This window comes from Rhizobium giardinii bv. giardinii H152, assembly GCF_000379605.1.
In the GTDB taxonomy this organism is placed as follows: domain Bacteria; phylum Pseudomonadota; class Alphaproteobacteria; order Rhizobiales; family Rhizobiaceae; genus Pararhizobium; species Pararhizobium giardinii.
Genome location: NZ_KB902591.1, coordinates 201,107 through 214,931 on the forward strand (window position 1 = coordinate 201,107; position 13,825 = coordinate 214,931).

Below are 13,825 nucleotides of genomic sequence, written 5' to 3' on the forward strand. Positions count from 1 at the left end.
CGGTAAAATCGGCGGATATATCACCGGAAGGTCATTCCGTTTTAATCCATTCTGCGCTATGGCAATGCGCAGCAACCGGCAGCAGTGATCCGGTGTGACGGAACGAAGGTGGAGACCGCTCAAGACATGTCCGCGAAAATCTATCGACCCGCAAAAACCGCCATGCAGTCGGGCAAAGCCAAGACGCATTTGTGGGTTCTTGAGTTCGATCAGGAAAAGGCGCGCACGATCGATCCGATCATGGGCTACACGAGTTCGGCCGACACCCGCCAGCAGGTCAAGTTGACGTTCGAGACCGCCGAGCAGGCGATTGCCTATGCTGAACGCAATGGCATCGACTACCGCGTCATCGCGCCGAAGGAAGCGACCCGCAAGAACGTTTCCTACAGCGATAATTTCCGGTTCAGCCGCACCCAGCCCTGGACGCACTGACACCAGGCTGCCCATTTCCGGAGGTCATCACCTCCTTCAAGCGGCCCCTTAGCTCAGCTGGATAGAGCACCTGCCTTCTAAGCAGGTTGTCGCAGGTTCGAGCCCTGCAGGGGTCGCCAAAAACTCTCAAGAATCAGAGTATTGCTTCAATCTCTTGCGGAGCGAGTTTAACCATTCGATGCGGCTTAGCTGATTCTCCCGCAACTCATGGCCCCCGACGCTGTACGCATCACCGCATTTCCCGGGCAATCGACGCCGGCGTCGGTATCTGTCTGCGCGGCTAGGAGATTCGTGTTCCACTGACACAAACCGCAAAAATCATCTCAATTTGGTTGCAATTGGCCGGTTACAGCTTGGCACCCGCCTGTTGATGCGGATTTTTCAGAAGGAAACTCCATGGCCTCCAAATTGCGAGTAGCTGTTCTCTTTGGCGGACAATCCGCAGAGCATGATGTTTCGATCCTTTCCGCCCGCAATGTCGTCAAGGCCATCGACGCTGCCAAATACGAGGTCATACCGATCCTTATCGATCGGGCCGGACAATGGTTGTTGATAGAACTGCTGGACGGGGCTTTGCCGGCCTCCGTGGCCTATGTCGGGACAAAGGTCTGCTTGCTGCCCGGTGGGTGCGGTCGGCTTGTCGCCGTCGAAGGCTCCGCCGGTTCCCGCGAACTGCCGGCGATCGATATCCTGTTTCCCGTTCTGCACGGATTGCACGGCGAGGACGGGTCCGTCCAGGGGCTGGCTCAGATTGCAGGTGTTCCCCTGGTCGGCTGCGGTATCCTGGGGTCGGCCATAGCCATCGATAAGGACGTGGCCAAACGCCTGCTGCGCGAGGCGGGTCTGCCGGTCGCCCGTTCGATCGCCGTTAGACCTGGCGAGCACCCGGTATTCGACGAGGTCGCGAAGGCCCTCGGATCGCCGCTTTTCGTCAAGCCCGCGCGACAAGGCTCGTCGGTTGGGGTCAGCAAAGCGCGCACTGAGAGCGAATTTCATGACGCGCTCGGTGAGTCGTTCAGGTTTGATACGAAGGTTCTCGTGGAAGAGTTCGTCCAGGCTCGCGAGATTGAATGCGCGGTTCTTGAGAACCCCGACGGAACGATCGTGGTCTCGGTCCCCGGCGAGATCGTGACGGGCGAGGGGCACGGATTCTATACCTATGAAGCAAAGTACATCGACGAAAAGGGCGCCACCATCAACATCCCGGCGCTGCTTCCCGAACTGACGGCGCGACAGTTGCAGGACATGGCGAGACAAGCATTCATCGCGCTGGGCTGCGAGGGGCTAGCCCGCGTCGATTTTTTCCTCCGGCCGGACATGACAGTCGTTGTCAACGAAATCAACACCATGCCGGGATTCACCGATATCAGCATGTACCCCAAAGCAATGGCGGCGACCGGAACGTCCTACCCTGAACTCATTGACCGGCTGATCGAGCACGGACTGGCAAGAGCCAAACGGGCCGTCTGATCGGGGGAACGGGCTGCGGCAGTCGGCAAGTGTTCCGCCGGTCTTTAGCCGGGTAACCTTAATTGCAAATGAGATCATGGCCGCAGCATCGGAGGATTGCCGACCGGCCAGGGCTCGCTCCATGCCGTGTTGGAACCAAGTTTTCGCCGGCGCGTTCTGCGGCATGGACCAGATTTTAGCCGACATCTTTCCCGCGACGCAAATTCCCTACCCGGTCATCATCGCCCGCTTTTGCGGCGCGATTTTCTTTGGCGGACTGATCGGTTTCGAACGGGAGGCGCGGGACAAGGCGGCAGGTTTGCGCACCCACATACTCATCAGCCTTGCCTCCGCCGTCTTTGCGATTATCTCGATCGAGAGCGCGCATATGCCTGGACTTTCCGACGCGCAGGTGCGCATTGACCCGCTGCGGGTTGTCGAGGCGGTGACGGCCGGGGTGGCCTTCCTTGCGGCCGGCACAATCATTCTGTCGCAAGGGGAGGTGCGGGGGCTGACCACCGGTGCCGGAATGTGGCTCGCAGGGGCAATCGGCCTTGCACTCGGCTTCGGCCACTGGCTGATCGCGGCGTTTGCGCTCGCAGCCGGGTTGACGGTGCTTTATGCCGTTGGAAAGCTTGAAAATGCCTATAAATCGAAGCGGCCGCCAGTTGCGGAGCCGGAGATGAGCCGTAAGGACAACAAGAGCCGGCAGGCCAAATGAAAAAAAACGGACCGAAGGCATTTCTGCCGTTCGGCCCGTCCGGCAAAGTGGCGGATAGGGGGAATGTCCAGACATCCACAGGCTGACCAGCGCTGCGAATGGGAGGTCTCTTACCGCCTCATCATGCCCGATCGCCGATATTTCATTTGACATAAAGCGTAGAAGATTTGACATTTTTGCCATGCCGCAAAAAGAGCCTCCCGAACACGGCGTCGCCGTCGTCATCGTCGTCCTGCCCGAATCGTCGATCATGTCGCTCGCCTCGGTGCTGGACCCGATGCGGGCTGCAAATCGCGTCGCCGGAAAAGCGCTGTTCCGCTGGAAGATTCTTTCTCCCGATGGCGAGCCGGTTCTTCTGACCTGCGGCGTGTCGATCGCCGTGGACGGCCTTTTTACCTCCCGTGCGGCGGGCGATTTTCTGCTGGTGATCGGCGGGTTCAATCTCGAGCGTCACGCGGGAAAGACGTTCATCGCCGCCCTTCAAGCCTGCGCCCGGCATTTTGCCGTCGTGGCTGGCATCGAATCCGGATGCTGGCTGCTGGCGCGCTCCGGCCTCGTCAACGGTCGGTCGGCAACGGCGCATTGGGAGGAGCTCGAGGATTTCGCGCTGACCTTTCCGGATGTTTCGGTCAAGGCCGACCGCTTCGTCACCGATGGCAAATTCTGGACTTCGGGCGGCGCGTCGCCGACCTTCGACATGATGCTGCACATGATCCGGCAGCGATTCGGCTCAGCCGTCGCGCTCGATGTGGCGAGCATCTTCGTCTACGACGAGACGCATGCCGCGTCGGATGCGCAGCCGCTGGTCTCGCTCGGCCGCATGGAGGCGCTCGATCCGGACCTTGCCCGCGCCATCCGGCTGATGGAGCGCACGCTCGACCGGCCACTGTCGATCGCAGCACTCGCCTTGCGCGCCGGTCAATCCCGCCGCAAGCTGGAAACGCGTTTCGCCAAGGCCCTCGGCATCAGCCCCGGCAGCTACTATCTGCGGCTTCGCCTGCAGGCCGCCCATCGACTCGTCAGCGATACGGAATTGAGCGTTCGCGACGTTGCCCTTCGCAGCGGCTTCGACAGCCTGTCCGCCTTCTCCCGCGCCTTCAAGCACCAATACGGCGAAAGCCCCTTGAAATTGCGCCGGGGAAAAGGGCGTCATTGACCGGCTGACACGCGCGCGAGTTTTTATTTGCCACGTCAGGACTCCGCCCATGCATCCTTTTGTCTCCAGCCGCGTTGTCTAAGCGCGAAAAGGAATAAGGATCGGTCATGATGCAGGGCGGTGGTAAAACAGGCGGCAACAGGAAACATTCCAGCCGGGGAAATGAACTTGAGGAGTATTTCGCAGAATTAGGCGATGAACCGGTTGAGCAAGACGCGGGCTTTCAACAGCCGGACGTGTCCAGCACCTGGGACGCTCAGGAAGACCTGCGCCGACTGAAAGCTTATGTGTCTTATCTTAGAGGCCGCATATCGGAACTCTCGGAGAGACGCTTAATTGCGCCGGCGCGCCCGCGCCCGAACTATGCCGCCGTGACTCTAGCCACTGTAGTGATGGTCGGTATCGCGGCGGCCTTTGCCACGCGGGTTCTGCTAAACCCGGCCGGGCGACCTCGCCGATGAGGTGCTCGGGGGGCTGCCTGCCAGCCGGCATTGATCCTGCCCCCAGAGGTAGTCGCGCAATCCCACATCTTGCCCCTGCTGCAAGTCTGCGCCATCATCTTCCATGCCACGCGGGGGGAATTTGCTGCCCTGCCGCTCAACTTTATCCTGCTGCGTCTCGTGGCCTACATCCTCTGGGGCCGCGCCAAGAGGGCACCCGTCGCCGCGCGCGGATAGGGATTGCTGGCCACTCATTCAAGAAAGCCGCGGCTTGTGCCGCGTGAGCTTTGTCATTTCTGTATTTCCAAGCACCGATGATCTTGTTTTGTTCTAAGTGTTAGTCCAGCCCGAAGTTTCCTTCGGGCTGGATAGTAGTAGTTTCAGTTGTTGTTGTGTTGTTATTAAGCACAAGTATCAGCTGCACCCACTTGTAGCGCCAACCCAACAACACGACGCTGAAAAATTCGTAATGAAGTTCGCTAGTTAACAGACATTACTCCGAACGTTACTCTCGGGTTTGCGTTGTAATATGCGCCTAACTTGAGTGCTCGCTGCATTGGAGCGACACGGGATCAAACAAGACAATGCCAGGTAAGTGGATGATGTCCCGGGAAGTGGTGTAGCTGGCGGGTGGCCATCAGTGTTTTTCCGGTAGGGTCGGGTTGTTGAAGCTCAACCTGATGGAAAGATCACCGATGACCAACGATATGATGAACCTGCGCTCGCTTGTTGAGAAGAGCGCCGATGCCGATTTGCTTCGCGAGATGATCGGCTTCGCCGCCGAGAAGCTGATGGAACTGGAGGTCGGCGCGAAGACGGGCGCGGGCTGTGGCGCGAAGAATGCGTTCCGGCTTGCGAGCCGCAACGGCTATCGCGATCGGGACTGGAGACGCGGGCTGGAACAGTCGAGCTGCGCATCCCGAAGCTTCGCACCGGCAGCTACTTCCCGAGCTTCCTTGAGCCGCGGCGTATGGCGGAGAAGGCCCTGACTGCCGTCATCCAGGAGGCCTACATTCAAGGCGTTTCGACCCGCTCGGTCGATGATCGCGTCAAGGCCATGGGCATGTCGGGTATTTCCAAGAGCCAGGTTTCCAGGCTTTGTGAGGAAATCGACGATAAGGTCAAAGCCTTCCTCACCCGCCCGATCGAAGGCGACTGGCCCTATCTGTGGATCGACGCCACCTATCTGAAGGTGCGTCGCGGCGGGCGCATTGTGTCGGTCGCCGTGATCATCGCCGTTGGCGTCAACACCGACGGCCGGCGGGAGGTGCTCGGCATGGAGATCGGCACGAGCCGATCTGGACAGAATTCCTGCGCAAGCTGACCCGGCGAGGCCTCAGCGGCGTCAAGCTCGTGGTCTCCGATGCCCATGAAGGATCAAGGCCGCCGTGTCGAAGGTGCTCTCCGCGGCCTGGCAGCGCTGCAGGGTGCACTTCATGCGCAATGCGCTTGCCCATGCCGGCAAGAGCGGTCGACGCGTCGTGTCCGCCTTCATTGCCACGGCCTTCGCTCAGGACACGCCCGAGGCCGCAAGCGCACAGTGGCGCAACGTCGCCGACCAGATCAGGCCGAAGGTGCCGAAACTCGCCACCCTTATGGACAATGCGGAAGAGGACGTGCTGGCCTACATGACCTTTCCCAGGCAACATTGGACCAAGCTTCATTCGACAAATCCGATCGAGCGCCTCAACGGCGAGATCAAGCGCAGGACCGACGTCGTCGGCATCTTTCCCAACGACGATGCCATCGTCCGCCTCGTCGGCGCGCTGTTGCTCGAACAGAACGACGAGTGGGCCGTCCAACGATCCCGATACATGACTCTTGAGACCATCGCCGAAATGAGCGATGATCCGCTCATCAGCTTGCCTGGTGCTGCAAGCTGATCCGTTCCCGGCTTCGTCCGGAAAGCACGGCGATCACCGGAGATACACCACTTCCCGGGACATCATCCATGGACTTTGGCAACCTCTCGAATAATCCTGTTCAAAAGTCCGGAATCAGGGGAGAGGAACATCTCGACTTTTCCAGCGGATGCGAGGGAATGATACAGCCAAGGGGACTTGATCAGCTTCGTGAGGTAGTCGATTTCGGATTGGACCGTGTTCGTTGGATGAAGTTTGTTATGAGTGATGAGCATCTCTAGTCGGGCTTTGGCTGTCGCCCGCAAGCCTTTTGTTCGCTCGATCATAAATCGGATAATATTATAGGCGTGGAATTGGGGCTTTGTTTTCGACGAAACACCCACTTTTTAACCCGTTCTTTCCAGACCGCGATAACGCAGTGGTGTTCGTGTTGCAGCGACGGTTGACACCATTTGTCGTCTGTGACGTCCATGTCCAAGGTGCTTGCATAATTGAAACCCGTGTTGAGCATGAAGAGCCACATAAAAACAGCGGTGTCGCACTGCGCGGGATGAAACCATCGAAGTTCCCGATATAGCCCTTTGTCGCCTGAATTGACTGATTTGGAGAAGTGTACTTTGGTCCACCGACACTGGCGTCATGTAACTTGTTTGCATTTACAGACAGCAACTGCTTCTTATCCAAAAGCCCGTTCTGCGTTAGGTGGCAAATCAGCCAAGCGCGGCACCTTCCGACATCATTTGAATTTGTGCTCGCGCTTCGTGGCGAAGCACGAGGCTGAGCCGCTGGAGGGCGACAAGATCGGGCTCAGCAACATCTGTTAGTTGATCCTTGTCGCGGGCGGCGAGAGGTGATGGTCGCTGAAAACGATCAAGGAAATATGCATCGACGATTGCCTTGAACCGCCTGTACCCCGACTGTGTAAGTCTTGCATCGAACAGCCACTGCTTGAAAGATTCTCCATGTATTTCATTGAAGTCGGCAATCGACTCTACGTGTGGCAGATCGGTTCGATCCTCAAGAAAGCGGAACACGTTTCGCCAAGTCGCTAAGGCATTTTGGTGCGAACCGTGATATGGAGCCGTCTTCAACATGATTGCCACGAAGTCTGCAGCAAGTCTTGGTCTTGCCACAATATCTGACCGACAAAGACGATGAAGACGGAGAGGAAGTTGCTCACGCGCGCAGCCTTCGAAAAATTCGGTATAGTCTGCTAAGAATGTCGCCTGTCCGTTTGCTGGGCGAATCCAGTATTGATGGGGCTTCAGCACGGGGTCCGACATCGGCGGCAGCTTTGGCACTATTCGCTCCCCAGAAATCAGACCACTCGTCAGTGATGTTGATAAGTTCGATTTGGGTCATCATCCACCTCGTGTACAGCTCGGTGGTTTCTTCACTGACGTGACCGAGTTGCTTCTTCGCAATTTTCAGCCAGTAGCTGACCCGGCCTTGGGTCCAGCCTGGCGCAAGAGTCTTCGGTGATTGCCCTAACGCGGTGGCGTCTCGTTGAATGCCCCGAAGGATAAAAGTGCACGTCCAAAAATGTCGACCATGATCAGGATACCAGGGCGAAAAGCTGCAGACCGGTGGCTTGAAACATTCAAACAGGCGTGCCTTGGAAATAGGGGTTCCCTCAAAACCTTCGGCGTCGGAAACAAATAGGCTTTCGGGAGCAGGTTGCCTGTCCGGCGGCAATATAAGTCCACGAGTCTGGGTCTTTTTGTTCGATCCAGAATGTTACGAGTTTGGCAAATTCGACAGTCACCAGAACCACTCGTGGTTTACTGCCTTTGGTAATTGTGACGGTGAGATTCACGAATTCTTGCCGTCTTTGCTCTGCTTTCTCGATTTCTGACCGCGTGGGCCATTGAGATACGATCAGGGAGCAACTTTCGGTAAGGCGAAGACCGGTTTCGACAACCAGCCGCGCATTGTACATTTTGCTTTCGCCCCGCTTGTGTCGGACGTTGATCAGCCAGTCATCAACCATCGGTTGCTCTGGAAGTTGGAGAACTTGTAGACCGGTCTGCCGTTCGGTCTTCCTTTGGGCTCTTGTCGGAATAATTTGCGGTCTACCGAACCTGGAAAAGGTAGAGCGCTTGTAGCGCACACTTACCTTGAACTTCATCCTATGCCGTCGGGCTGGGAGCCAGGCCAAGTAGGATGTCGCTTCATCAGCGCGAATGTTTGCGGTCGATGGTGCGAGGTTTCTCCCCTTTGCGCTCCAGCGACCTTCAGCCATGTCATTCTGATACCGGATGACATGTTTGTAGTTCATTTTCGACGGGTCCAGATGGAGGGTGCTGCAGTATTCCAGAAAGTTTTTGAGGTGATATCCACAATTCCGCTGACTCTGCGGGGAAAGCACTTCTGGGGCTCGTTCAGAGTGAAAAAGCTGATGCTCCCAATCTCCCGAGGAGCGTTCTCGCAAATAGCGCGATGGCAACCGGCTATAGCGGTCATCGAAGAAAAAAGCAGGGCACGTCGCAATCTCCGCATAACCTAAATCCATCAGTCGGTCGGCGTCCGGGAAAAAGATGATCCATTTGGAATCTGGGACTAATCGAGGGCGTCTTTTCAAAGTGATGTGCTTTTACGAGTTGAGGCTATTATTAAATTAAATCAGAGAATAAAACGGTAATCAAACAAAAAAATCCAATTACGAAATATTTTACTCCAGATAAATACTTGACAATTCAGCCATTTACTCAAAAACAACTCGAAGTTTTTAGGTTATTTCCTTAAATACCGCAAGGAAATGCTATTTAAAACGCGACTTTTAAGAATTACCACTGGTAAAATACTTTGAAATGTTATTATGAAAAAACTTCGCTTTGCTGGGCCTATCCGCCTGAGTGTTCTTGACGGTGAATTGCCGTAAGAAAAACGCAGCATATAGTAAGTGAAAATTGTGAAGATGGTATAAAATTCCTATTAAATCCTACAGGTAATCTTTAAAAATAAGAGTAAAATCCTAGAAAAATTTTTCACTTGCTCCGGTCGCCGAAATGAGCCCGTGTCGCGTTCGGTTGCCTTGAGAACAAGCCACTACAATCGATGAGATGGCAACTGAACTCGATAGGGCTAAGAGTGGGATCACCAGCCTGCCTTAACCGTGGTGCAGGCCGGAGGAGGCCGTGAGATACATGCCGGGCATTGAGGAGCTTGCACCCATTGAACGCTACTTAAGAGAGGTAAGTCGGTTCTGCCGGAGTGCTGATTCGAACACAGCGTTCCGAATACCTGCCTCGCTGATCTGGGCCACTCCATCAATCAGGGCCCGCAGCAGCGCTCACTGGAAAGCCGCTACGTACGTGATATGATTTTGGCTTCGCTGAACCATGGGAGGTGGGAATGCGTGCTTTTGTACTCACCCTCGCCGTCGGAGTGCTATCCGCTTTTAGCGCAGTGGCTGCAGAGCCCCTGATATTCCACACTGCGCATTTCGACGACAACACTGTTGTCAATCTTGGTCTCGTCAGTAATCACGCGACAGAGCAAGCTGGATACGATTACGACGTCCTAATATCGCTTTCACAAGGTAACGCTACGAGCGGTTCTGCCTACATTGATCCGGGAAAGCATCGAGCATTCGTGAAATGCAGTGATCCCGCCAAGGTGTCCGTGCGAGGCATCGACTATCCGGTGCGCACATTGGGCCCGGAAGGGGATGACTGGAAGGACGATCTTTGGAGGGCGGTCTGCATGACCCCTGTCTCGTGACCCAAGCTATCCTGGGTGGTAGTTAAGCCAGCTTCACGACGTAAATACCAAACATCTATCGGGAGCCGACGTCCCTGCAGCGGCACGGAACTTTGCGGTATCCAGAGTGCAGATGGGACTGGATAATGCAGCCGGGCCATCACTGCAGACGAGACAACAAGTGGTGCGTCGAGTGATTTAGCCAAGGTCTCCAGTCGCTGCGCGACGTTTACAGCGTCGCCGATCACCGTGAACTCGCTGTGGCATCCGCTGTCCAGAACCCCGCCGACGACCGTGCCGTAATGCAAGCCGATGCCCGCGTTAAGGGCAGGATAGCCGTTCAGCATGCTGTGGTTCTTCCAATCGTTCAGTGCATCGACGAGGTCGAGAGCGCATGCCAATGCCCGATCTGCGTCGTCCTCTGTCGGGGTAGGTTGGCCGAAGACCGCCATCACCCCGTCACCGATGAACTTGTCGACGGTCCCGCCATAGCTGAAGATGGTGCCGGAGACGAGGTGGCGGTATTCCGCCAGCACCAGGGCCAGTTCCCGCGCAGGCGCAGTCTCGGCAAAACTCGTAAAATCCCGCAGATCGACGAACATGATTGCCGCGTTGCGACGTTCAAGATCAAGGTTTGAGCTGCCTTCCTGGAGGTCCGCGACCACAAGCGGCGAGAAGAAGCGCGAAAGATTGAGACGCCGCTTGTCGGCTCGTAAGGCTTCCTTGCGGGTCCGGTCATGGTCTCTCGCGAGCAAGTAGATAGCGAAAGCTGTAAAGCCGAAGCTTACTGTGAGGCCCAGGTCCTGGTTGAAGAATGCCGCAAGCAGCGACATTGCGTCGGCTGTATGATGTCTGGCGGCCGTGATCGCCAGCATGGCAACCCAGGAAACCAGGACGATGCCGGAGAAGAGAAGGACGAGCCGACGATCTTGTTTCAGGCCAACATGGTTGAGCAGAATGAACGCCACCACCAAACTGGTTGTCGTCAGGTTGTGGTTTTCGGTAACCGGTCCGCCAAGAATGTGCGCGTGCAAAATCAGGGTGACCAGCAGTGCGTCGAGCACGACAAAGAACGTCTTAAGCCAGGACAGGCTAGGCAGGAACCGCGCGGTCGCCACCGAAGCGACGCTGATGATGAAGTAGCTGACGACGACGACAGTATGCATCCATTCCGCCCCCTCGTTGCCACCAAGCAGGAGGTTGGCAAGTAGGATGGCGAAAGCGACAAATCGCAAAAGAACTGAACGGATTTCCCGCGCGGCGTCCCAATGGGCGCTGAGTGAAGATGTCATTGCTCGTCACTTGAAAGCGCGGGTGGGTTTACAAGACCTTGTGGGTCGACCGAGTCCGCTTTCTCTCGGTAAAGCAGTGGTGTCGCACGCGGCCGCTTAAACAGCCGCGTGCATTATCCGACGATATCGTACTATTTGATTTCCGTGACGGTCAGCTTGCCCTCGACGCGCTCTGCGACGAACTCGATGCTCGCGCCTTCCTTGAGCTTCGCAAGCATTGCGTCGTCCTTGACGCGGAACACCATGGTCATGGCGGGCATTTCCAGAGACTTGAGTTCCTCATGAATGAGGGTGACCTTCTTTGCCTTGGCGTCGACTTTCTTGACGGTGCCCTTGGTGAATTCCGCCGCGAAAGCGCCGGAGGCGACAGCGATTGCGACCAGGGTGGTCGCTGCAAGTCTGAAAACTGATTTCATTGTCTTATCTCCTTGGGGCAGGATTACTTTTTGGCTACGGTCACGTCGCCATGCATCCCGGCGTCGTAGTGGCCGGGAACGAGGCAGGCGATCTTAAACGTGCCGTCGTTGGTGAACTTCCAGATGATCTCGCCGGACTTTCCGGCAGCCAGACGGATCGCGTTCGGATCGTCGTGTTCCATCTCCGGGAACTTTTCCATCACCGCCTTGTGCTCCATGATCTTGTCTTCCTGGTCGAGCACGAACTCGTGGTCCAGTTCGCCCGCGTTCTTGATGGAGAAGACGACGGTCTGACCTTTGCGGACCTTGAAGGTGTTCGGCGTGAAGATCATCTTGCCGTCATCCGTCTCCTTCATGGAAACGCGAATGGTCTGGGTGGCCTGCGCCTTCTTGCCAGGCTCACCGACGGCCATGGCTTCGCCGTGACCACCGGCATGTGAACCGGAGGCAAGGGCCGGAGACGCGAGCGCCGCGAGGAACAATGCGATAATTGCAGTTTTCATGGTTTATTCCTTTGGTTGGTTGGGAGATGAGATCAGCCGTGCTTCATTGGCTTGGGCGTGATCTGAGTTTTGGCATCCTTGGCCTTGGTCGTGTCGGGAAGCTCACCCGTCCACTCCCAGGCCTGCGTACCGGGTGGGTTTTCGTACCAGCCGGGATCGGTGTAGTCGTCGGCCGCGATCCCCTCGCGGACCTTGACGACAGAGAACATGCCGCCCATCTCGATGGGACCATGCGGTCCCCATCCAGTCATCATCGCAACGGTGTTCTCCGGAATTTCCATTTCCATCTCGCCCATGTCGGCCATACCAGCAGTCCCCATCGGCATGTATTCGGGGCGCAGTTTCCTGATCTTTTCCGTGACCTGTTTCTTGTCGACGCCGATAAAGGTCGGGATGTCATGTCCCATGGCGTTCATCGTATGGTGCGACTTGTGGCAATGGATCGCCCAGTCGCCGACCGTACTTGGCGTCGAACTCGTAGGCGCGCATTGCGCCGACCGGGATGTCGATGCTGACTTCCGGCCAGCGGGCTTCCGGCCGCACCCAGCCCCCGTCCGTGCAGGTGACCTCGAAGTCGTAGCCGTGCATGTGGATCGGATGGTTGGTCATGGTCAGATTGCCCACCCGGACCCTGACCCTGTCATCCTTGGAGACCACAAGCGGGCTGATGCCCGGGAAGATGCGGCTGTTCCAGGCCCAGAGGTTGAAGTCCGTCATTTCCATGATGCGCGGAACGTAGGTGCCCGGATCGATGTCATAGGCGCTCAGCAGAAACACGAAGTCCCGGTCGACCGGCATGAACTTCTCGTCCTTCGGGTGGATGATGAACATCCCCATCATGCCCATGGCCATCTGGACCATTTCGTCGGAATGCGGGTGGTACACATGAAGGTGCCCGATTTCACGAGATCGAACTCGTAGACGAAGGTCTTGCCGACGGGGATGTGCGGTTGCGACAGCCCCCCGACCCCATCCATCCCGGACGGCGAGGCAACGTGGCAGCGCAACCGCTTGCGAAAAGCGGCAGGGCAACCACCAGAAATAATGGTTTCATGGTGTAATCCGAATAGGAGAAGGCAGCGGCGCAGCGGGCAATGACACCCACCTACGCACGTTCAGACCCGCAAGGACGGGCGTGTCCTGTTCAGATATTCGGGGGGCGATGCAGCGGCACGAGTTCGCCGACGACACGGTTGTCGTCGATGAATTCGCGGATGGAGGACACGACGGGTCCGCCGACCACACCGGCGGCGGCGACAATCGCAAAACTCACGCAGAAGTCTTTGCAGCACTCCTGCTTTGCAATTTTCTGCATGTCATCCGGCGAGGCGCTTTCGTCTCCATGGACGTGATCGCCGTTTGTCATCTCGTGGTGGTCGTCAGATTGGACGGTCGTTGATGTCGACATCGGCCCATGCATTGCTGCCGAAGCAGCGGGCAATGAGTATCCAGCCAGTGATGCGATGATCACCAACCGAAGCAGAACCAGCATTTTTGCCAATGTGATTCGATACATACCCATGTCCCGAGGACTACCATCAGCCCGGAAGTTGTCAATTGCGAGCTTCATCTAGCCGATGATTCGCGTCGTTTATGTGGCGCTGCACAAGGAACCATGCCACCGATGGATCATGAAGAAACCTTGTAGAGCTTCCAACGATGGCAAGGTCAACAGGGTCCTAAGAGGGAGTGTGGAATTTATGGGAGATATGCGGGTTATATTCAGTGAGTAGCTTAACGGCCTATATCGGGCTTTTCCTGGTCGCCTTCGGCGCGGCGACGATTTTGCCATTTCAGTCCGAACCGGTGCTCATCGGCTTGCTCCTTTCCGGCAAATTCTCCGTGCTGGGAC

Annotated in this window: 12 protein-coding genes, 1 tRNA gene and 3 pseudogenes; 9 read left to right on the plus strand and 7 right to left on the minus strand. The window is 56.7% G+C overall.

Annotated elements, in window-relative coordinates; translation table 11 throughout:
• The first annotated feature begins 126 nt into the window (after positions 1 to 126).
• The 8 genes and pseudogenes from A3AY_RS0108600 (at position 127) to A3AY_RS34770 (ending at position 6,081) form a co-directional block, all read left to right on the plus strand.
• On the plus strand, positions 127 to 432 hold the full coding sequence (locus A3AY_RS0108600; RefSeq protein ID WP_018325276.1) for an ETC complex I subunit: 306 nt from the start codon (positions 127 to 129) through the stop codon (positions 430 to 432).
• Positions 433 to 474: 42 nt separating this feature from the next.
• Positions 475 to 551, plus strand: a tRNA-Arg gene (locus A3AY_RS0108605).
• A gap of 277 nt (positions 552 to 828) precedes the next feature.
• Complete coding sequence (locus A3AY_RS0108610) at positions 829 to 1,902, plus strand: D-alanine--D-alanine ligase family protein (RefSeq protein ID WP_018325277.1); 1,074 nt, start codon at positions 829 to 831, stop codon at positions 1,900 to 1,902.
• A 163-nt stretch (positions 1,903 to 2,065) separates the two neighbouring features.
• Entirely contained in the window at positions 2,066 to 2,602 is a 537-nt protein-coding gene (locus tag A3AY_RS34760) for an MgtC/SapB family protein (RefSeq protein WP_083925925.1), read from the plus strand.
• Between the two features lie 181 nt (positions 2,603 to 2,783).
• Positions 2,784 to 3,758 (plus strand): GlxA family transcriptional regulator, encoded by a 975-nt coding sequence (locus A3AY_RS0108620; RefSeq protein WP_018325279.1) that lies wholly within the window; start codon positions 2,784 to 2,786, stop codon positions 3,756 to 3,758.
• A 107-nt stretch (positions 3,759 to 3,865) separates the two neighbouring features.
• A complete protein-coding gene (locus tag A3AY_RS0108625; protein ID WP_018325280.1) occupies positions 3,866 to 4,219 on the plus strand; it encodes a hypothetical protein in 354 nt (117 codons plus the stop codon).
• Positions 4,220 to 4,288: 69 nt separating this feature from the next.
• Positions 4,289 to 4,435 carry a hypothetical protein gene (locus A3AY_RS34765; protein ID WP_174371918.1) on the plus strand — a complete coding sequence of 49 codons (147 nt, stop codon included), beginning with the start codon at positions 4,289 to 4,291 and terminating at the stop codon, positions 4,433 to 4,435.
• A 458-nt stretch (positions 4,436 to 4,893) separates the two neighbouring features.
• Positions 4,894 to 6,081, plus strand: a pseudogene (locus tag A3AY_RS34770) (IS256 family transposase).
• A gap of 689 nt (positions 6,082 to 6,770) precedes the next feature.
• On the opposite strand, the gene A3AY_RS39005 reads toward A3AY_RS34770, so the two are convergent.
• The 7 genes and pseudogenes from A3AY_RS39005 to A3AY_RS0108685 form a co-directional block, all read right to left on the minus strand.
• Positions 6,771 to 7,361: a hypothetical protein gene (locus tag A3AY_RS39005; protein WP_154663266.1), complete on the minus strand. Its 591-nt coding sequence runs from the start codon at positions 7,359 to 7,361 to the stop codon at positions 6,771 to 6,773.
• Between the two features lie 332 nt (positions 7,362 to 7,693).
• A complete protein-coding gene (locus tag A3AY_RS0108650) occupies positions 7,694 to 8,572 on the minus strand; it encodes a hypothetical protein (protein ID WP_154663267.1) in 879 nt (292 codons plus the stop codon).
• 1,126 nt (positions 8,573 to 9,698) lie between these two features.
• On the minus strand, positions 9,699 to 11,054 hold the full coding sequence (locus A3AY_RS0108660) for an adenylate/guanylate cyclase domain-containing protein (RefSeq protein ID WP_026203244.1): 1,356 nt from the start codon (positions 11,052 to 11,054) through the stop codon (positions 9,699 to 9,701).
• 131 nt (positions 11,055 to 11,185) lie between these two features.
• Entirely contained in the window at positions 11,186 to 11,470 is a 285-nt protein-coding gene (locus tag A3AY_RS0108665; RefSeq protein ID WP_018325289.1) for a copper-binding protein, read from the minus strand.
• Between the two features lie 23 nt (positions 11,471 to 11,493).
• Positions 11,494 to 11,973 (minus strand): cupredoxin domain-containing protein, encoded by a 480-nt coding sequence (locus tag A3AY_RS0108670; RefSeq protein ID WP_018325290.1) that lies wholly within the window; start codon positions 11,971 to 11,973, stop codon positions 11,494 to 11,496.
• 32 nt (positions 11,974 to 12,005) lie between these two features.
• Positions 12,006 to 12,959, minus strand: a pseudogene (locus A3AY_RS34775) (multicopper oxidase domain-containing protein); the annotation flags it as partial.
• Positions 12,960 to 13,117: 158 nt separating this feature from the next.
• On the minus strand, positions 13,118 to 13,495 hold the full coding sequence (locus tag A3AY_RS0108685; RefSeq protein ID WP_026203247.1) for a hypothetical protein: 378 nt from the start codon (positions 13,493 to 13,495) through the stop codon (positions 13,118 to 13,120).
• Between the two features lie 203 nt (positions 13,496 to 13,698).
• Here A3AY_RS0108685 and A3AY_RS40380 point away from each other — a divergent pair.
• Positions 13,699 to 13,825 (plus strand): annotated as a pseudogene (locus A3AY_RS40380) (YqaA family protein); the annotation flags it as partial.

What these genes read in the sequence shown, in the direction of transcription:
- A3AY_RS0108600 (WP_018325276.1), top strand. Translation starts at nt 127, where the DNA reads ATGTCCGCGAAAATCTATCGACCCGCAAAAACCGCCATGCAGTCGGGC.
- A3AY_RS0108610 (WP_018325277.1), top strand. Translation starts at nt 829, where the DNA reads ATGGCCTCCAAATTGCGAGTAGCTGTTCTCTTTGGCGGACAATCCGCA.
- A3AY_RS34760 (WP_083925925.1), top strand. Translation starts at nt 2,066, where the DNA reads ATGGACCAGATTTTAGCCGACATCTTTCCCGCGACGCAAATTCCCTAC.
- A3AY_RS0108620 (WP_018325279.1), top strand. Translation starts at nt 2,784, where the DNA reads ATGCCGCAAAAAGAGCCTCCCGAACACGGCGTCGCCGTCGTCATCGTC.
- A3AY_RS0108625 (WP_018325280.1), top strand. Translation starts at nt 3,866, where the DNA reads ATGATGCAGGGCGGTGGTAAAACAGGCGGCAACAGGAAACATTCCAGC.
- A3AY_RS0108650 (WP_154663267.1), bottom strand. Translation starts at nt 8,572, where the DNA reads ATGGATTTAGGTTATGCGGAGATTGCGACGTGCCCTGCTTTTTTCTTC.
- A3AY_RS0108660 (WP_026203244.1), bottom strand. Translation starts at nt 11,054, where the DNA reads ATGACATCTTCACTCAGCGCCCATTGGGACGCCGCGCGGGAAATCCGT.
- A3AY_RS0108665 (WP_018325289.1), bottom strand. Translation starts at nt 11,470, where the DNA reads ATGAAATCAGTTTTCAGACTTGCAGCGACCACCCTGGTCGCAATCGCT.
- A3AY_RS0108670 (WP_018325290.1), bottom strand. Translation starts at nt 11,973, where the DNA reads ATGAAAACTGCAATTATCGCATTGTTCCTCGCGGCGCTCGCGTCTCCG.
- A3AY_RS0108685 (WP_026203247.1), bottom strand. Translation starts at nt 13,495, where the DNA reads ATGGGTATGTATCGAATCACATTGGCAAAAATGCTGGTTCTGCTTCGG.